The 19371-nt window shown below is 43.0% G+C and carries 17 protein-coding genes; 16 read left to right on the top strand and 1 reads right to left on the bottom strand.

Going from position 1 to position 19371, the window contains the following annotated elements:
- The first annotated feature begins 472 nt into the window (after positions 1-472).
- From QFZ80_RS26450 to QFZ80_RS26400, 11 genes are all read left to right on the top strand, one after another.
- On the top strand, positions 473-1747 hold the full coding sequence (locus tag QFZ80_RS26450) for a CmpA/NrtA family ABC transporter substrate-binding protein (protein ID WP_307553081.1): 1275 nt from the start codon (positions 473-475) through the stop codon (positions 1745-1747).
- Positions 1748-1752: 5 nt separating this feature from the next.
- Positions 1753-2607 (top strand): nitrate ABC transporter permease, encoded by an 855-nt coding sequence (ntrB, locus tag QFZ80_RS26445; protein ID WP_307553082.1) that lies wholly within the window; start codon positions 1753-1755, stop codon positions 2605-2607.
- A 4-nt stretch (positions 2608-2611) separates the two neighbouring features.
- Positions 2612-3433: an ABC transporter ATP-binding protein gene (locus tag QFZ80_RS26440; RefSeq protein ID WP_307553083.1), complete on the top strand. Its 822-nt coding sequence runs from the start codon at positions 2612-2614 to the stop codon at positions 3431-3433.
- Between the two features lie 45 nt (positions 3434-3478).
- Positions 3479-3676: a twin-arginine translocase TatA/TatE family subunit gene (gene tatA, locus QFZ80_RS26435; RefSeq protein WP_307553084.1), complete on the top strand. Its 198-nt coding sequence runs from the start codon at positions 3479-3481 to the stop codon at positions 3674-3676.
- A 108-nt stretch (positions 3677-3784) separates the two neighbouring features.
- The gene (tatC, locus tag QFZ80_RS26430) at positions 3785-4519 is read left to right on the top strand and encodes a twin-arginine translocase subunit TatC (protein WP_307561873.1); all 735 of its coding nucleotides are present in this window, start codon (positions 3785-3787) and stop codon (positions 4517-4519) included.
- A gap of 33 nt (positions 4520-4552) precedes the next feature.
- Entirely contained in the window at positions 4553-4996 is a 444-nt protein-coding gene (gene cynS, locus QFZ80_RS26425) for a cyanase (RefSeq protein WP_307561871.1), read from the top strand.
- A gap of 182 nt (positions 4997-5178) precedes the next feature.
- Positions 5179-6003, top strand: a complete 825-nt coding sequence (locus QFZ80_RS26420; RefSeq protein ID WP_307555954.1) for a response regulator transcription factor — start codon at positions 5179-5181, stop codon at positions 6001-6003.
- Complete coding sequence (locus QFZ80_RS26415; protein WP_307561869.1) at positions 5993-7792, top strand: cache domain-containing sensor histidine kinase; 1800 nt, start codon at positions 5993-5995, stop codon at positions 7790-7792. Before QFZ80_RS26420 ends, QFZ80_RS26415 begins: the two co-directional genes overlap by 11 nt.
- A 72-nt stretch (positions 7793-7864) precedes the next feature.
- Positions 7865-9208, top strand: coding sequence for an ABC transporter substrate-binding protein (locus QFZ80_RS26410; RefSeq protein WP_307561867.1), 1344 nt, complete (start codon positions 7865-7867; stop codon positions 9206-9208).
- 79 nt (positions 9209-9287) lie between these two features.
- A complete protein-coding gene (locus QFZ80_RS26405; protein ID WP_307561865.1) occupies positions 9288-10172 on the top strand; it encodes a carbohydrate ABC transporter permease in 885 nt (294 codons plus the stop codon).
- Between the two features lie 16 nt (positions 10173-10188).
- Positions 10189-11031 (top strand): carbohydrate ABC transporter permease, encoded by an 843-nt coding sequence (locus tag QFZ80_RS26400; protein WP_307553090.1) that lies wholly within the window; start codon positions 10189-10191, stop codon positions 11029-11031.
- Between the two features lie 87 nt (positions 11032-11118).
- Here QFZ80_RS26400 and QFZ80_RS26395 read toward each other — a convergent pair whose 3' ends face one another.
- Positions 11119-12732 carry a glycoside hydrolase family 2 protein gene (locus QFZ80_RS26395; RefSeq protein WP_483874736.1) on the bottom strand — a complete coding sequence of 538 codons (1614 nt, stop codon included), beginning with the start codon at positions 12730-12732 and terminating at the stop codon, positions 11119-11121.
- Between the two features lie 205 nt (positions 12733-12937).
- On the opposite strand from QFZ80_RS26395, the gene QFZ80_RS26390 reads away from it, so the two are divergent.
- The 5 genes from QFZ80_RS26390 to QFZ80_RS26370 all read left to right on the top strand — a co-directional run bounded on the left by QFZ80_RS26390 (position 12938) and on the right by QFZ80_RS26370 (position 19356).
- Positions 12938-13765, top strand: coding sequence for an AraC family transcriptional regulator (locus QFZ80_RS26390; protein ID WP_307553092.1), 828 nt, complete (start codon positions 12938-12940; stop codon positions 13763-13765).
- A gap of 93 nt (positions 13766-13858) precedes the next feature.
- Positions 13859-14353: a CYTH domain-containing protein gene (locus QFZ80_RS26385; RefSeq protein WP_307561861.1), complete on the top strand. Its 495-nt coding sequence runs from the start codon at positions 13859-13861 to the stop codon at positions 14351-14353.
- A gap of 411 nt (positions 14354-14764) precedes the next feature.
- Positions 14765-15475 (top strand): response regulator transcription factor, encoded by a 711-nt coding sequence (locus tag QFZ80_RS26380; protein ID WP_307553094.1) that lies wholly within the window; start codon positions 14765-14767, stop codon positions 15473-15475.
- 31 nt (positions 15476-15506) lie between these two features.
- Positions 15507-18755, top strand: a complete 3249-nt coding sequence (locus QFZ80_RS26375; RefSeq protein WP_307561859.1) for a response regulator — start codon at positions 15507-15509, stop codon at positions 18753-18755.
- Between the two features lie 151 nt (positions 18756-18906).
- Positions 18907-19356, top strand: coding sequence for an aminoglycoside phosphotransferase/kinase family protein (locus QFZ80_RS26370; protein ID WP_307561857.1), 450 nt, complete (start codon positions 18907-18909; stop codon positions 19354-19356).
- Positions 19357-19371: the final 15 nt, after the last annotated feature.

Below are 19371 nucleotides of genomic sequence, written 5' to 3'. Positions count from 1 at the left end.
TAACTGTCTAAGTTTATTTCGCGATGTAACTTATATGTTATGTTTATGTAATATATTTGAAAATCATGTTAAATAACATAACACAAATGTCTTGACTAATTGTATTTTTTGGATAGAATAATAAATATAAAACACCTACGAGGAACAGAGTAGTTAATATTTAGTTATTTATGTTATGAATAGTAACATAGGTGATGTTGACAATTAGGTCGGCATTACTTAGGGCAATGGAGCCCTGCATTCACTTTTTTTCAATTCGCGTCGCATGATTGGCTATGGGACAGAATGGGGAGAGTTTGTGCAGGGCTCTTTTTGATCTAGGGGGGCGGATAAGAGCGCTTAGAGAGAGATTTTTCGGTCGATAGGAAAGGGGATTTCACAGGAAGGGAACAAATGAAGCTTGCAATTTTATTTAAGTTTATAAACGAAGAAATCAAATTGTTTCACTTGACGATGATGAGGGAGAGATCCGATGAGCGAGAATAAGATGACGAGACTAGATTTCTTGAAAAAGACGGGTATGGCTGGAGCCGCATTGCTGGTACCTAGCGCCCTGCTTGCCGCATGCGGAGTAAATAAGACTGAACAGATAAAGACTGTTTCAAACAGCGCAACCCCAATGCTGGGAAATAAGATCAAGATTGGTTTCATTCCGCTGACGGATTGTGCTTCGGTCGTCATGGCTAAAGAACTCGGCCTCTTTAAGAAATACGGCGTGGACGTGGAAGTTACCAAGGAAGCTTCATGGGCTGCGGTACGTGATAAATTGCTCTCCGGAGATCTGAATGCGTCTCACTGTCTCTTCGGTATGCCGTTCTCCGTCTACACTGGGGTCGGCGGTACGGCCGGCAGCGAGTTGCCGATCGCGATGATGCTCAACACGAACGGACAGGCGATTACACTTTCCAACGAGTTCAAAGATGCCGGCTTTCGAGACCTGAAGGCGGCCAAGCGTATTATCGAAAAGAAAATGGCAGAGCGCGAGACGACTTTTGCCATGACCTTCCCCGGGGGAACGCATGACCTGTGGCTTCGCTACTGGTTGGGGGCGGCTGGAATAAACCAGACCAAGGTAAAGATCATCACGATCCCGCCGCCGCAGATGGTTGCCAACATGAAAGTGGGCAATATGGATGGGTACTGCGTGGGTGAACCTTGGGGTGGAGTGGCTGTCGCGCAGAAAATAGGATTCACTCATATTTCCACCCAGGACATCTGGAAGGATCACCCCGAGAAGGCTCTCGTCCTCAACAAGGCTTGGAGTGGCCGCACCGATGAGGTGAAGGCCGTCATGAAGGCCATCCTCGAAGCGTCGAAGTGGCTCGATAATTTGGATAACCGCAAAGAGGCTGCCAAGGTGATCGGCCATCAGGCCTACGTTAACGCCCCAGCCGAAACGATCGAGAATCGCTTGCTCGGTAAATACGATCTTGGCGCTGACCTGGGCGAACACGTCTACAAGGACGACTACATGCTTTTTCACAAGGACGGTAGTGTGAACTTTCCGCGCAAAGCTCATGCCATGTTCTTTATGAGCCAGTACGTCCGGTTCAAATACTTGAACGAACACCCGAAATACGAGGAGATTGCCGACAAGCTGATCATGAAAGACCTGTACCGCGAGGTCGCGGGCGAAATGAAGATAGCCATTCCCGACGACGACATGAAGCCGTTCCAGCTTAAATTGGATGGCGCTACATTTGACCCGAAAGATCCGGCTGGTTCGTTAAAACAATACGGAGGTTGATCGCGATGAGTAAGCAAATGGAACAAAGTGTCACGCATACGGTGTTATCAGCGAAACGTCTCGCTTTCCCCCCCCACTGGAAGAACGGCCTGACGAACGGGCTGCACAAGACAGGTTACTTGATCGGGAGCATGGCGCTCCTCATTCTGTTGTGGGAGGTGACGAGCCGCTTCTCAGGTAAAGCACTTCCTGGTCCCATGAGTACGCTAGCCACTTTCTGGGAGCTTGTCGCCAACCCGTTTTATAACTACGGACCTAACGATAAGGGGATTGGGCTGCAGTTTGTCGCCTCGCTGATGCGGGTGTTCACCGGATTCCTATTGGGCGCGCTAGTTGCGGTGCCGCTAGGGATCGTCATGGGTGCGACGCCATTCTTTAGAAATCTCTTAGGCCCGATTGTCCAAGTGCTCAGACCAGTGTCCCCGTTGGCCTGGTTCCCCATTGGGCTGGCCGTATTTCATTCGGTTGGTCCGGCCACGATCTTTATTATCTTCATCACGTCGCTGTGGCCGACGGTCGTGAACACTGCCCTCGGCGTCGCGTCGGTTCCTAAGGACCACCGAAACGTAGCTGCGGTCTTCCGCTTTTCGAGATGGAAGTACCTGACAAAGGTGCTTATTCCCTTCTCTTTGCCGTATATCCTTACCGGTCTGCGGCTGAGTCTTGGAATCGCCTGGATGGTGATCGTCGCAGCAGAAATGCTTTCAGGCGGAACTGGTATCGGGTTCTTCGTCTGGGATAGCTGGAATGCGCTCAGTCTGGAACGGGTCATCTCCGCTATCGTGCTCATCGGCCTAGTCGGTCTTGTTTTGGATCGAGGCTTTCATTATATCGAAAAACGATTCAACTATGGGGGGTGACGGAATGTCCTATCTGAGCTTAGAGAACATCAGCAAGGTATATCCAACAAAGAAGGGCGATTTCCAAGTCCTCCAAAATATCAACTTGAACATCGAAAGAGGAGAGTTCGTTTCCTTGATCGGACACTCGGGGTGCGGTAAATCGACGATTCTCAATATCGTCGCCGGACTGGAGAAACAAACGACCGGTAAGGTACTCCTGGGCGGGTCGCCTGTTACCGGTCCCGGTCCCGACAGAGGCGTCGTCTTTCAGAACTACTCTCTCTTGCCGTGGCTCACGGTATGGGGGAATGTTTACGAGGTTGTAGACGCCGTTTTTCCCGATCGTTCACGGGTTGAAAAGAACGCTATTGTCGAGCATTATCTCAGTGTGGTCGGATTGTGGAAGCACCGGCATAAGCGGCCAGATGAGATCTCCGGCGGTATGAAGCAGCGCGCAGCCATTGCACGCGCATTCGCGGTTGGCCCCCAGGTGCTTCTTCTTGATGAACCCTTCGGCGCGTTGGACGCACTCACGCGGGCCAGTCTTCAAGATGAGCTTGTCAGCCTGTGGAAGCCCACGGAAGACGGTAATGGCGATGACAGTTCTAAGGGCGGTACAGATACCGTTATCATGGTGACCCACGATATTGATGAAGCGATTCTTTTATCCGACCGGATCGTAGTGATGACTAATGGCCCGTCCGCAACCGTGGAGACGGTCATCACCGTTCCGATCAAACGTCCCCGTGTACGGCGCGAAGTGATTCATCAGTCCGTTTATAACGACCTGAAAGATGAATTGCTGGAGTATCTTCACGGCAAATCGGCCGTTGAAATGAGGTAAGACACCAGTAAGTCTAGATGACATTATACATGGAGGGGTGACAAAATGATAAGTAATATAGGGGTTCCCGGTCTGATATTAATTCTCATTATTGCTCTTGTCATTTTTGGGCCACGCAAGCTGCCTGAGATTGGCAGTGCTTTCGGAAGGACGTTGTCGGAATTTAAAAAAGGTTCCCGTGAGGTCTTTCAGAGTCTTGATGAAAAGGAAATAGAAGGGAAAACATCTGATCACAAAGTATGAAAAATGACTTAAAACATGAAAAATGTGGGGACGGAATCATAAGTCCCTTCATTTTTTTAATGGTAACGTTTAAAGCTAGCATGACTGGAAAAGAGATGGGGGCGACAGATGATGGATAAAACAATGTCATTGGTTGATCACATGGAAGAGCTTCGTATACGTATCATCGTTAGCGGAGTTGGCTTTCTTGTGTTTTTCCTCTTTTCTTTTTTATTCGTGGGGGATATTTATCAATTTCTCATAAAGGGTGTCAATGGAAAATTAACGATTCTCAGTCCAGGTGATGTGGTTTGGGTGTATTTCGCAATAGCTGCCACTTCTGCACTGTGTTTGACGATCCCTTTAATCACATACCAAGTATGGAAATTCATGGTTCCGGCGATGCCTGAGAATGCAAAAAAAGCCACGCTCGCGTTTATTCCTGGTTTGTTTTTTTTGTTTATTACGGGCTTAAGTTTTAGTTTCTTCATCCTCTTTCCAATGGTCATGAATTTTTTGATGGGGTTGGCGGAAAATCAGTTTCAAACGATGTATACAGTGAGCGGATATTTTACATTCATGTTTCGATTAACGGTTCCCATCGCTGTATTATTTGAACTTCCAGCGGTTGTCATGTTTTTGACATACCTTGGGTTACTCAAACCACAACTGCTAAGAAAATCACGGAAATATGCCTACTTCATACTCATCGTAATGTCGGTTGTTTTGTCACCTCCCGATTTATTGTCCGATGTTCTCGTTATTTTACCGATGTTATTACTGTATGAAATCAGCATCCTGTTATCTGTAGGGGTAATTCGTAAACAAGTCAAAACGGGACTAACCCAAAAGCAGTTGGTATAACCCTTATCTGTTTATATCGGAGGTTGTGTGAAGATGGACAGAACAAACAGCACAATGATTATTTTGCAGGCTAAAGCCGAGAAGAAGCTATCTTGGCAGGAAATTGCTGAGCGAGTCGGGGCAGCTGAGGTTTGGGTTGCGACTGCTTTATTGGGTCAAGCGACGATGGCACCTGAGCAAGCAGCCAAAGTCGGTGAAATCTTGGCGTTGAGTCCGGAAGTTACTGCTTCGTTGACGACACCTCCGTTTCGCGGGAACGCCATACAGATGCCCCCTTCGGAGCCAGCGTTATATAGATTATATGAGATTATCATGGTGTATGGTCCTGCTTTCAAAGAAATTCTGAACGAGAAGTTCGGGGATGGTATTATGAGCGCCATTGACTATGAGATGCATATTGACAAGAGAGAAGATCCGAATGGCGATCGTGTAATCGTCACATTAAACGGCAAGTTTCTGCCGTATAAGAAGTTTTAAAGCATAACGATTATGTGTCTCATGGCACACCGAGTAGAAGCGCTTCTCGTCCAAATGGATGAGGGCGTTTTTGGCATAGTTATTATAAATTAAACTTGGTGGCAAATATTCATTGATCTATTAAACAAAAACAATGATAATGAACTCACTTACTTCAGGTGGGAGGATTATACGTGATTAGGATGATTATTGCTGATGATGAGCCGATCACTCGAATGGGCTTGCAGTCTTTAGATTGGGAAGAAGAAGGCTTTGATTTAGTAGGGTTAGGGGCTAATGGATTGGAGGCACTTGAGCTGATTCGAGCTGTTCATCCAGATCTAGTATTGACTGATATTAAGATGCCTGGTATAGACGGACTAGCATTAATGGAGCTGATACAAGTAGAGAATCCATCCATCAAATGGGTGTTTATTACGGCGTACCACCAGTTGGATTACGCAATGTCAGCAATAAAATTGGGGGCAGTCGGTTTTGTATTAAAACCTACCGATCCAGATGAAATCATGTTGGCTTGCAGAAAAGCTAAACAAGTGATTCAAGAAGACCGTCAGCGAAATGCGTTAGAGCTTGGTCTGCGGCATCAGCTGAAGGAATATTCGTTTACCCTGCAAGGCATGTTGGTACCGGATAGTGATATATCAAAATTAAATGAAGTGATTGCTCAAATCATTGAATATATAGAATTAAATTACATGCAGGAAATGACCATTGCCAAAGTTGCGGACATGCTTCATTATCATCCAGATTATTTGAGCCGCTTATTTAAGAAGGAAACGGGAGAAAACTTCTCGGATACACTCACCCGAATTCGTATGCAAAAAGCTGTGGATATGCTAGCAGACCCCCAGGTTAAAGTATTTGAAATAGCCAGTCGGGTGGGAATTCGAGATTCCAGGTATTTTGGACAAATGTTTAAAAAACATTATGGGCAAACGCCAAACGATTTTCGTAAGCAATTATTTGTTAGGCATGATGAACGAGGTGGACACTTAAATGATGCGTAACCAGCCAGCAAGCAGGTTGCGGCAATGGATACTAGACATGAAGATTCAAAAAAAATTACTAGTGTCCTTCCTTATTTTGAACCTTATTCCATTAGCTGTGATCGGCACGTTAACTTATCAAAAATCTCGATCGCTCATACAGGAAAAAACAAACGCTTACACCACTGATTTGTTAACCGAAGTAAGCAAAAATATTGAATTCAAGATGAAGGAAGTCAAGCGGGTGTATTATTCCCTTTTTACGAATAAAGAAATAAGGGATGCTCTTAAAAAAGCCAATCTAGGCTTTCAGAGTCAGTTGGAATATTTAGACGAAATCAACAAAATTAAGCTCTTGTTGGATGGTGCCATCATTGATAGCGAAGACATACAGGACATCAGCCTTTACGCTTTAAATAAAGATGTCTTTCCATCCGGAAATGTCTTGAAATCCAATGATTTGGACATACACGATTGGGATGTACTGAAAGAGAATGAGGGCAATTTAGTTTGGATGAATACGAACCCCAAGCAGCTAACGATTACAGCTAGAAGTTCTATGTTTGATGTAGGAAACCTGAAGAAAATCGGTTATTTTGAACTTCATCTTAAAGAAGACGCTTTATATTCGGTTTTTGCGCAAACGAAATTAAACAATGAAGGCGAAATGTATATTATCAATCAGAATGGAAGAATCATTTCACATTCGAATAAATCCTTGATCAATACGACCCCCGATTACCCGTATATAAATCGCGTGTTGCATGGACCTGAACAAGATCATACTAGCGAGATGATGGACGGGATTAACTATATCATTACTTATCATGCCATCGGGAATACCGATTGGAAGATCGTCAGTGTCATTCCGGATGCTAAATACTCCCAAACGTCTATTGAATTGAAAAATTGGATGTTTGTTATCTTCATTATCTGTATTGTCGTTGCTTTATTAATCGCCTATTTTGTGTCGAACAGTATATCTAAACCTATTCGTCAGCTCTCCGCGATGATGAAAGACGTGGAGAAAGATCGCTTTGATATTCAATTTAATTACAATTCCCGCAATGAGATAGGGGTTATGAGTCGAAACTTTAACCGGATGATTGATCGTATTCATCATTTAATCAATACCGTTTATCAAGAGGAATTGTTGAAACAACAGTCGCAGTTAAAATACTTAATGTTCCAAATTAACCCTCATTTTCTCTTTAATACACTAGAAACAATCAATTGGCTTGCGCGCATGAATAACGTTCCTGAAGTAGGGAAATTATCCAAAGCGTTGGGTGATTTAATGCGGGAAGGAATCAAGGGAAAAGAGTACATTCCCCTCGACAAGGAATTGGACAACGTCAATAAGTATGTCTATATTCAGCACTATCGATATGGAGATAAAATTACCATTTCTATCGACATAGATGCGATGGCGCTGCCCTTGTTAGTTCCGCGATTTATTCTGCAGCCGTTGGTGGAAAATGCGATTATTCATGGTATGGAAATGAAGATTGACCAAGGGCTTATTGATATTCGCGGTTTTTTTGAAGATGACTTATTTATCATCTCCATAAGTGATAACGGAAACGGTATCGAGGCTGAAAGACTAGCGCAGATTCGGGAAAATTTGCAAGTGACTGTTGATGATTCAGGTATGGGGATTGGATTGATTAATGTCCATCAGCGGGTTCAATTGCATTACGGAAAGAGATTCGGCTTGCAGATTGATAGCTTTATAGGGCAAGGCACAGTGATCACGTTAACCTTACCGCGAAAAGATGAGAAGAGGTCGGCAGATTCAACCAAGAAGTAGGCAATACCGCATACTCGTTTGAACCCATTTCATCTAAGCTTAGATTGTAAAACATGATAGAGGAGGGTTTAAATGAAAAAGGTTAAAAGGCTTTCAGCATCAATCACTACTATTTTTGCACTCACTGCAGTATTGTCTGCTTGCGGGACCGAGAAAGTAAGTGAGGCACCCAAAGCTAGTGATGCTCCAAAAGTAACAGAAGCGGCTGCAAAGCCAAAAGATAAGATAAAAATGAAAGAATTTGATTGGTTAGAGCCGGAAAACAAGGGGATCAATATTCAGAAAGATCTGCTTGCAGAATTTAATGCAAGAACAGATGTGAACGCGACTTTTGAAGTATCACATCTTCCTAGTACAGCTTTTTATCCGAAATTAAATGCTCAAATCGCTGGAAATGAAGCGCCGGATGTGTTCACTCTGCATGCTGCCGGTAAATTAAAAACGTATGCGGATTCAGGAAAAGTGCTGGCGCTTAATGAATATCTGGATAAAGATCCAGCGTGGAAAGATCGCTTTATCTCTGGAGCGTTTAATTTATTAACATTCAATGACAAAATTTATGGTGTTCCGGTTAATTTCGCGGCAGCTACTATGTACTACAATAAAGACATTTTCAAAAAGTATAACCTTGAGGTACCTAAGACGTACGATGAGTTAAAGCATGTGATTGATGTGTTGGTTAAAAATAAAGTGACACCGATTGCCATGGGTGCCAAAGATGCTTGGGTTAGTGCCTTATTTAGTGAATTTGTAGCCAATCGGATTGGCGGCGACGCACCATTTAATGCATTAATGGAGGGCAAAGGAACTTGGCTTGATCCTTCTTACATCGAAACAGGGCGTGTATTGCAAGAATTAACAAAAATGAAGGCGTTCCCAGAAGGGTTCCTTAGTATCGACAACAGTGCAATGACGAGCATGTTCCAAAATGGGCAAGCGGCCATGATGGTTACTGGCAGTTGGGCAATCAATACGTTGGTAAATACCGATTCCAAGGTGAAGGATGTCGTGGGCATTGCTAAATTCCCAACATTTCCGAATGGAAAAGGGGATATTGACACTTGGTTGGGTCAACCTGCATTTAACTTAGTGATAAGTTCAACGGCAAAAGACAAAGAAGCAGCTGTTAAATATCTGAAAGTATGGTCCGAGGACAAAACACAAAAACGTGTTGGTGAAGAGCAAGGAGACATTCCAGCTACTAAAGTTACTTTAGATCCAGCTAAAGTGCCAGCGTTAAGTAAAGAATTAAAAGATCAAATGTCCACAATGAAAGGGATGTTCATCTTTTATGATGTGGGACTGGGTGCGAAGATTGGGGACGAATATAACAACACGATCCAATCTATCTTAGCAGGCAAATCACCGGAAGATGCGTTCAAGAGCTTGCAAGCTTATACGGAGAAAAACCGCTAGATCAATAAAATTTTCTTAATGGGTGGGGGAAGATATTCTTCTCCCTTTTTTCATCAAAACAATAATGGAGTGGTTGTTTATGGATAAAATGCTGAGAAAAGTCTCGACTATTGCATTCTTTATAACCCCTGCCCTGTTTCTATATTCGGCTATTGTTTTCATCCCCATCATCGCATCGATTTATTTGAGCTTTTTTGATTGGGATGTTCTGAATCCGATGAAGTTTATAGGGTTGGACAATTATACGCGTATGTTTTCAGATGATGATATTTTTTTTATAACGATCCGTAACGTGTTATTTCTCTTGGTGACAAGTTTGGTGATTCAACTGCCATTTGGTTTTTTTCTGGCCTTGATTCTGACAGGAAACGTACGAGGGAAAGATTTCTTTAAGCTTGTTTTCATTATGCCAGCATTCCTATCGAGTGTCGCCGTGGGTATGATGTGGACATTTATATATCATCCGCAGATCGGTATTATTAATAATTTACTTGATTGGCTGGGGCTAGATTCACTAAAGCACCTGTGGTTGTCTGAACCCAAAACGGTGATGTGGGCAGTTACAGCGGTTGTATCTTGGCAATTTATTGGGTATACCATGATCCTGTTCATTGCTGCGATACAGAATATTTCCGAGGAAATCTATGAGGCCGCGCGTCTTGAAGGTGCTATCGGATGGAAATTGGTATGGCATATCACCATGCCATTGCTTAAACCGATTATTAAAGTGAATGCCATTCTCATTTCTATTGGTTCCTTAAGGTTTTTTGATCTTGTTTATGTCATGACGGGTGGGGGACCTGCCAATGTATCACAAACACTGGTCGGTTATTTGCAAAAACGTTCTTTTGGTCAGTTGGAATATGGCTACGGTAATTCATTAGCTGTCATCTTACTAGTTATGTGCTTAATCGTTACGTTTGTTATTAATAAATTAATTTCTACCAAAGATATCGAAGATTAAGGAAGGAGGTACGCGTATGGAGCAAGGTTCAAAAATGATTCGCCCCATTCAAAAGCTGTTCACTTATTTATTTTTGGGATTAGGAACGCTTGTCTATATTTATCCTCTGTTTTGGCTTATTGTAAATTCACTCAAGAAAACACCGGAAATTTTTGAACGTCCTTGGGAACTTCCACTGCATTGGCTGTGGGGAAACTACATAAATGCATGGATTACAGGGGGGACAGGCCGTTATTTTTATAATTCGGTACTCGTTACGACGGTCACTTTACTTCTAGTCTTACTAATAGGTTCAATGGCCTCTTTTGCGATTATTAAATTAAAGTGGAAAGCATCGAAAGGCACATTAGTTTATTTTCTCATCGGTTTGATGGTTCCGCTGCAAGCAACACTCATTCCTTTGGTTATATTCTTCTCTAAATTAAATCTGATGAATTCGCAAATCGGCTTGATTCTTATTTATGTTGCCTTTGCTCTACCTACATCGGTGCTGGTGCTAAGCGGTTTTATGAGTTCCATTCCCAAAGAAATTATGGAAGCGGCCATTATTGATGGCTGTACGGTTTACGGTGTTTATTGGCGAGTTTTGATGCCTTTATTAATACCGGCGCTTATGACGGTTGGCATTATAAACTTTGCTGGAATCTGGAATGAACTACTGGTTGTACTAACATTCATTAACGATGCCAATAAAATGACACTTCCTATTGGACTTTTGAGTTTTCAGGGTCAATACGCAACGGATTTTGCACCGATGTTTGCGGCCATTGTGATGACAACCCTTCCGTCAATCCTTGTAATCTCCATTTTCAATAAACGGATTATTTCTGGTATAACAGCGGGATCACTCAAAGGCTAGTACATACAAACGGGAAGCAAAAAAGACGTTCAAAACCGGGTGATTGCCTGATTTGAACGTCTTTTCTACGATTTTACTTTTTAGTAGTTAATTCTTAGATCGATAAATCTCCTTCACCAATCGGTAAGCCAGCTTAGGCTTGCGATATTCATTAAGCAGCCCCTTGTTGTTAAAACTCCGCGCCCGATCTCGGAAGTAAGGACGGTCACTGCGCACATCGACGCGAATGTCGGCGAAGTGCCAAATCAATGTGCCGACGATGCGGGGATCCTCGCGGAAGATCTGTAAAGCCTGCTGCACAACGTCAGCTTGATAATCTTCACTGAACAAGCGAGGCTCCCATCCAGCATCTCCGAAGATGCCTGCAGCGCCAAACTCGCTCATGATGACGGGCTTACCACTGGCGCCTTGTGATTCTGCATTTTGATAATACTGCTGAAGCATGTCACGGAATCCGTTCACGTTTCCTTGATACCAGCCGTAATATTTGTTGATTCCGATGACATCGAAATAGGATAGCACAATGTCTTCCTCAGGATGCATCGTGGCGTACGTAACTAGGCGGCTGGTATCCATGCTGCGAATTTTGCTAACGAATTTCTTAGTAAGCGTAAGTGCTTCATCCGTGCGAGTATCTATTTCGTTATGGGCCCCCCAGAAAATGATCGAAGGGTGATGATAATCACGGCTTATCATTTCGTCTAACATTTGCAAGCCGCGTTCTGCGAATAGGGGACTAGCCAGCGTTTCTTTGCTCATAAAACAGCCCCACATCGGGATCTCGCTCCACAGGAGCATTCCATGTTCATCAAGCAAATCGATCCAGAACTGGCTTTGTGGGTAGTGCGAGCCGCGAACGATGTTGCAGCCCATATCGGTCAAAATATCCAAATCCTTCAGCATAAGCTTAGGCGGAAAAGCAAATCCCCATTCGGGATGCTCTTCGTGTCGATTCACTCCTTGCAAATACAGCGCTTTGCCATTTAGGAGGATTTGGCTGTTATTGACTTCAATGGTACGGAATCCTGTCCGATCGATAAGATCATCTTCTCCTGCTTGGACCGTGAACATATATAATTCGGGATGTCCAACATCCCATTTACGGATGTTTTCGAGGCTTCCTCGGAGCGAAAGCTGTGAAGATTGGCCCGCCGCGATATGGACAGGTGATTCTGAGAAAGCTAGTCCTTCTGTAGAGGCACTAACAATAATTTGACTATCAACCGAGCTCAAGGAGTTTAACTTTACTTCCAGCTGGATATCTGCGGTATCGCCCTCTAGTTGATAATCGATTTTCAAAGATTCAATATAAACATCAGGAAGCTCCTGAAGCTCGACAGAACGTATGATTCCACCATAAGAGTACCAATCTGCGATATCTGTGGGCAGTGTCTGCCAATCAAGGGTGCTGTCTACACGAATAATTAATTCATGCTTTCCCTTCGCTAGATGAGGGATGACCTTGGAGAACTGGGTGTAGCCGCCAAAGTGGTAACCGAGGTGATGACCGTCAACATAAACATCGGCATGATGAAGAATTCCTTCAAAGCACAGTCGAATATTGGCTTCCTGTGCGGTGTCGAAATACGTGCGATACCACGCAGCGCCGATATAATCGTAATAGCCTAATTCGTTATTCCAGCAAGAAGGAACCACAAGCTTTCGGGAATCGGATGGAAACTTGGCATGCCATTGTTCCATTATCCCTACATTTCCTGGATCCGTTATGAAGTCCCACAATCCATCAAGAAGTCGGGTATGGCGTAGAGAGTGTTGTTGAAAAGTACGAATCAAAGGAAAAGCCCCTTTCATGTATGTTTAGTAAAGCGTATCATGGAAGAAAGGCTATTTTCTATGGATAAAGAACTTTAATATTTGTCAAAATCGCTTTGAAGGTGGTGAATGAATGGAAACGAAAGAGCACCGGATGTATCATCTTCGTCTGACCTATGAGAAGCTTCCTGTTCCAGGCTGGAAAGACATTCGGAATACAACAGATGTTCATTCTTTTTACTGGATTATGAGTGGAGAAGGAGAATTTACACATTCATTTGATGAAGAGATACTGAAGGTACAATCGGGTATGCTCTTCTACTTAAAGCCGGGTTTTACGTTGACCATGACATCATCTGTGGAAAAACCGCTCTATATTCGTATGCTTCTGTTTGATGCTTTCGACATCCCCTATGAGAACCAAACCTGGCTGCAGCCCGTTCATTTGGACTCACTTCAATTGCCTTTTAATAAGTTGTATTCTCCGGAGCAAGCAGTCTGGATTCAAGAGCAGTTCAAGCAGATAGGGACGTTACAGAGCCCAGACCCGCACGAAAGACAGGCTGAATTCCAATATGTCCTTTCACGATTGATTCATTTCATGAGGGATACGAACACGTCAACGGACCCGTATATGAAAGCATTTCAACAAGCGAAGTTTTGGATAGAAACCTGCTATAATCGGCCCCTGAGGATGGAAGAACTCGCGCGAACATTCCATATCTCCGTCTCCCAGTTACGAAAAATGTTCATGCAGCAAGTAGGCGTTTCACCCAAAGAGTACTTGAACCGGATTCGCAATGAGAAAGCCAAAACACTGCTGCTGCTAACAGAAGAACCCATGAAAGCTATTGCAACTGCATGCGGATTTGCCGATGAATTTCATTTTGGTAAAATGTTTCGGGCGTGGAATGAGGTATCTCCAGCTCGATTCCGATCTTTGAATCAGTCTAATCGATGAGAAGGGGGAAAGCTTCCTTTAGGGGAGTCTTTTTCATGATAGCGTGGTAAAATGATGAAGAAAACATGATTTATTTGGAAAGGGGTCACACCAATGAGTGCCGAAATCGAAAGAAAGTTCCTATTACCCGCGTTCCCTGCGGCTGAACTGGACAATAATGAGATAACGCTAGTTTCAAAGCAGTACATCTATCAAACCTATTTGGCCTTCTCGGAGGATCAAGAAATCAGAGTGCGCCAGCTGGTGGATAGTTCTGGATTGTCGCATTTTACACATACGTACAAATCGGGACATGGCTTGGTTCGGGAAGAGATTGAATATAACATATCGGAGCCTATCTATAAGCAGCTGCTTGAACGTACGGGGTTAATCCCAATGGAGAAGATTCGCACCACGGTTGATGTTCAGGGGCTCCATTTTGAAATTGATGAATATAAACAAGTAGATCTCCTGGTTGTCGAGGTCGAGTTTCCAGATGTTGAAGCTGCGCGGCTCTTTAAAGTACCTTCATGGTTTGGGAGAGAGTTGGGAGCGGAGGAAGAATTCCGAAATAAGTCTATGTGGGTAAAACTGCAAACGAAACCATAAGAAATAACGAAGTTGTTTCGATTTCCTTAAATGATTGCCATGAATAGCAAGCATGTCTGAGAGAATATGTAACAACTATAAGATAAAGGCCTAGTTTATGACCCGAGTGCGGTCAGAGCTTGGTCTTTTCACTTTTTTCAGAAGAGTGGAAGTGTTAGATTCATTAGTGAACTATTAGGAAAAATAATGTTTAGCACCGGTAGAAGCAAGCGAAGTACCCGAGATTTTTGATAGATTTGCATGCAATCGAATTGCGAATACATAAGAGTCATCCTAGCGCCATGACAGGGACTATCGGTTCTATGGCGTTTTTGTTTTTCATATTTCTGGTAAAAAATAGTCTAGACCTGCCATAATTCGACATATTATAATAGGTGAGAGAAACAAAATAGGTATAAAGGAGGGGTATTAGTGATTAAGGTGCTTATTATCGAAGACGACATCATTATTGGACAAATGATAAGCATGTATCTTTCGGAAGATCAATTTGAAGTGAAGCAATCCGTAAATGGACATGACGGTTTGAGGGAAATCATTCATTTTCAGCCTCATGTGATTTTATTAGATCTTGTTTTGCCAGATTATGAGGGGTTAGAGCTATGCGGGGCCATTAGGGGGCTAAGTTCCGTTCCTATTATTGTGATATCGACAAAAACAAACATTAAGGAGAAGGTAGAGGCCTTTAATATTGGGGCTGATGACTATCTTTGTAAGCCATTTAGCATGCAAGAGTTAAAAGCACGGATCAAAGCCTCGCTTCGTATGGCGGACATACAGGTTCCTGCTTGCGGTGTGTCGGAAGGGACAGAATCAGAGTCACAATATCCTGACTTTACTCTGGATGTAGAGCGCAGGTTGATTGTGATCAAAGATCAAAAAATTGATATCACCAATTCGGAATTTGAAATTATGAAACGTTTTATTCACTATCCTGGCAGAGTGTTTAGACGCGATGAGCTTATAGATACTTTATATCGGATGGGCGAAATCGTGAATGATCGCGCCATTGATGTACATATTACGAATCTCCGTAGAAAAATAGAACAGAATCCAAAGGAACCTCAGTATATTAAAACCGTCTGGGGTGTTGGTTATAAATTTGTGCATCTTTCAGCGATTTAAGGTGTGTAATTAAGCGGTGAGGTGAATAGTTGTGCTCAAAGATCTACTGAACAATTTCTCGATACTGGCTGTTTTTATTTTCTTGTCTATCGAGATTTTCTATTCTCCTAGATTAAAAGCCACATCAAGATGGAAATTTCGCCTAATAGCAGGTCTGATGCATGGGATCTATGGTGTCATTCTAACTTTTCTTGGCGTACATGTTACTGCAAGACATATATTGGATTTAAAAGCGATTGCCATTCTGATGGCTACATTCATTGGTGGAGGAATCTCTGGTTTTATTGCCACCATGATTATGATTATTGGCAGGACGCTGATAGATCCTTCTGTTTTCTTTCGAATCTCTACACTGGGACTGCTCATATTTGCGGGAACTGCGCTAACCAATCATTACATTCATGGCTATTGGAGAAAATGGACATTTTTAATTATGTGTCCTATCAGCGTTTTGTTCGTTGATATGGTACTCATCTATCATATTCCTGTTGCCCGGTTAGTCATTCCAGCTTTACTTCTGCATTTGGGAGGGGGCTTATTCGCAGCAGCGCTAATCCGCTATTTCCTAAAGGCAGAGGAGCTAAGGAGTCAGGTAAGTCATATTCAACAAGAGTTAGTGGACATTCTTCGGCTGCAGCCCGGCATTACATTTAAACTTAAGAAAATTCATAATCAATTCATTTATTCTATGGTTGATGGCCGGTTGTTACGAAATCTCGGACTACATCCACAAGATTTATTAGGTAGAAATATACAATCAATCAAAGGTTTTACCACTGAATTCACAACATTTGTAGTTGGGAAATTTGAAGAAGCATGGAAGGGGAACAAAGTTGCTTATGAGTATCAAATAAAGGGTAAGATCGCCTTTACAACTTTACAGCCTATATTTGAAGGTGAGCAGGTGGTCGAAGTCATCGGCTCTACGACAGATATTACAGAGAGAACAGCAGCAGAGCGGCGGATTCGGGAGAGTGAAGCACGTTATCGTATCCTCGTTGAGAATTCACAGGAAGGAATTCTTGGGTTCACGAAGGAAGGCAAGATTACCTCCGTTAATCAAATTGTATCCCTGATGACCCAGGCGACAGCTGCAGACATGTTGGGCAAAAAAATAACCGAGTTTCTCCCGGATGCCGAGCAAATTCGTTGGGATTCCCATTTCCAAGAAGTTATCCTGAATAGTGGTAACGTACGATTTGAAATGCGTATTCCGTCCTCTACGGGTGAGCTTCGAGATTATTGTGTCACCCTTTCAGCCTACCATGATGCGAGTGGTGAATTGGAAGGTATTGTTGGAACGGTTCATGATTTCACAGAGGTAACCATGCGGCATGCCGCCGATCAAGCGAATCAAGCTAAAAGCCAATTTATTGCCAAAATGAGTCATGAAATTAGAACTCCTCTGAACGGTATCATTGGTCTTTCCCAACTTCTCGGGAAAACCACGCTCTCAGACCATCAAAAGGATTATCTGTATAAAATAAAATCTTCTTCCCATACGCTGTTAGGCATTATTAATGATGTTCTTGACCTTTCCAAAGTAGAAGCGGGAAAACTCGAAGTAGAACGTACCAGCTTTCAGTTAGATGAGCTTCTTAAGGATCTCTCCAGCATACTAAGTGTCTTATCCGATAGTCGCCAAATCGAGCTTATTTTTAATACAGCCGCTGAACTTCCCAACCATATTCTCGGGGATCCGCTAAGATTAAAGCAAGTACTGCTTAATCTTTGCAGCAATGCGATCAAATTTACTTCAGAGGGCTATGTGATGCTCCAAATTGAGTTGGAACCACACACGTCCAAAGAAGAAATTAAGCTTAGCTTTACCGTAGAGGATAGTGGAATAGGTATATCTTCAGATCGTTTAGCCTTTATTTTTGATCCTTTTTCTCAGGCAGATGGATCTACGAGCCGTGAATATGGGGGAACTGGTTTAGGACTTACGATCAGCCAACATTTGATTGGGCTTATGGGCGGGTCTTTAGCAGCTGAGAGTGTAGAGGGTAAAGGAAGCAAATTTAAATTTACACTGCCTTTTCAAGTCATAGAACTCGCTGATCCTGATGAATGGGACTTAACAAAAGAGCATATAACGTATCAAGTTTTACTGGTCGAAGATCATCCCCTGATGCGCAGCAGCTTACGGGACACGTTAGAGTCGTTTGCCTTAATCGTTTCAGAGGTGCCTACCTGGAAAGATATGTTTGAACGGATGAAGGGGTTGGAGAACGAGGACGACAAGTACGATTGTATCCTGCTTGATATGGAAATTGAAGATATGTATGGCATAGATACATGGAACACATTTATCGAGTCGATCCAAAGAGAACAAACGCTTGTTATATGCTTAACTTCACCGCTTGGTAAAGAAGAAATGCTGAAGCTTCCGATTAGCGCAAGACCAGATGCCGTCATGGTTAAACCGATTTGCCGTTTAGAGCTTTATCAAACGTTGGAATCCCTGTTTAATCCGCACAACCAATCTCCCAGAAGCAGGAGATCTTTGCAGGCCAAGTCTTCCAGAGTTAGTAAGAAAGGGCGAATTCTTCTCGTGGAAGATAACGAAATTAATCAGCAGGTTGCCATGGAGTTTCTAGAGGAGCATGGATTTGAGATCACGATAGCGGAAAATGGTCAGGAAGCCATTGGAAAATTGGAAATCGACGAATACGACTTGATTTTGATGGATATTCACATGCCGATCATGGACGGTGTTGAAGCGACAGCACACATTCGTCAAATCCCGAACTATATGAATATCCCCATCATTGGACTGACGGCCAACGTTGTTAAACAGGATCATGAGGATTATATCCGATACGGCATGAATGACGTCATTAGTAAGCCGTTGGATATAAAGCGTCTCTTTAGTGTGATTAGTAAATGGATAGAACTCTCTACTTCAATAGGTGCTAGTCAGACGAACACAATCCATTTTTATAGGCACATTGAAGCGATAGATTGGCAAGCTGCACTTGCCCGTTTAGAAGGAAAAGAAAGCATTCTGATTGTCATGCTTCAGTTGTTTAAGAAAAATTATACAACTTTTGTCGAGCAACTAACGCTAAGTATCGTTGATGAGGATTGGAAGGCTGTCAAAAGGGCCATACATACACTTATCGGAGTTGCCGGAAGTATTTCCGCAAATCGTTTGCATGAAGCTGCAAGTTACCTAGAACTTGCCGTTGTGCAAAAAGAAGATTTCCATGATCAGCTCATTGAAGTGGCAGAGGAAATAGAGCGTATTATCACATTTATCCCAAATGAAGCCTCTTAGTGAGTGGAACTGCTAATATCAATTTCAGATACAAACGTGATAATTCCAGCCATTGTTGAATGATAACCTCGGCAGTATGATGAACAAATTAGCTGCTCATCCATTCGTCCAATAAGAATCGAAGCAAGGACCGTTGGCGACGTTCCTATGTGTGTCATTACATTCGCGAGGATTCGTTTGTTACTCAGAGGGAAGATTTGAGAGAAAAATCATTCATTATGATTTTCAACTGGATAACAATTTCTGGCATGCAAGTACGTCGCAATTTCATGATTTTGATTATGATGATGCTATGAATCATTGGTATGCGATGGATATTGTTGCAGCTCTTGCCGACGTGTTGGATAATACAGAGAGGGTTTTCAGCAGTCAGATAGAATGCTTTCTGAGAGGCTATACGGCGATATGTCCATTAGACAAGCAAATGATAGAACACTTTCCAAAGTTCCTAAGGTTCTCTAAGCTCTATAGCTTATCGAGAATCTTAACAGCTTTGGAGGACAGTGATCTATCCAATACGCCACCATGGTATGCAGGATTGAGATTAAAGCTCAAGACAATGACGGACGAAATGAGACTTGGTTTCAGCAACCCATGGTGACCTACTTGGTCAGTG

The organism is Paenibacillus sp. V4I7, from assembly GCF_030817275.1.
GTDB lineage: Bacteria > Bacillota > Bacilli > Paenibacillales > NBRC-103111 > Paenibacillus_E.
Note: the sequence above shows the minus strand (reverse complement) of the source record. Positions and strands in the feature narration are given on the sequence as shown.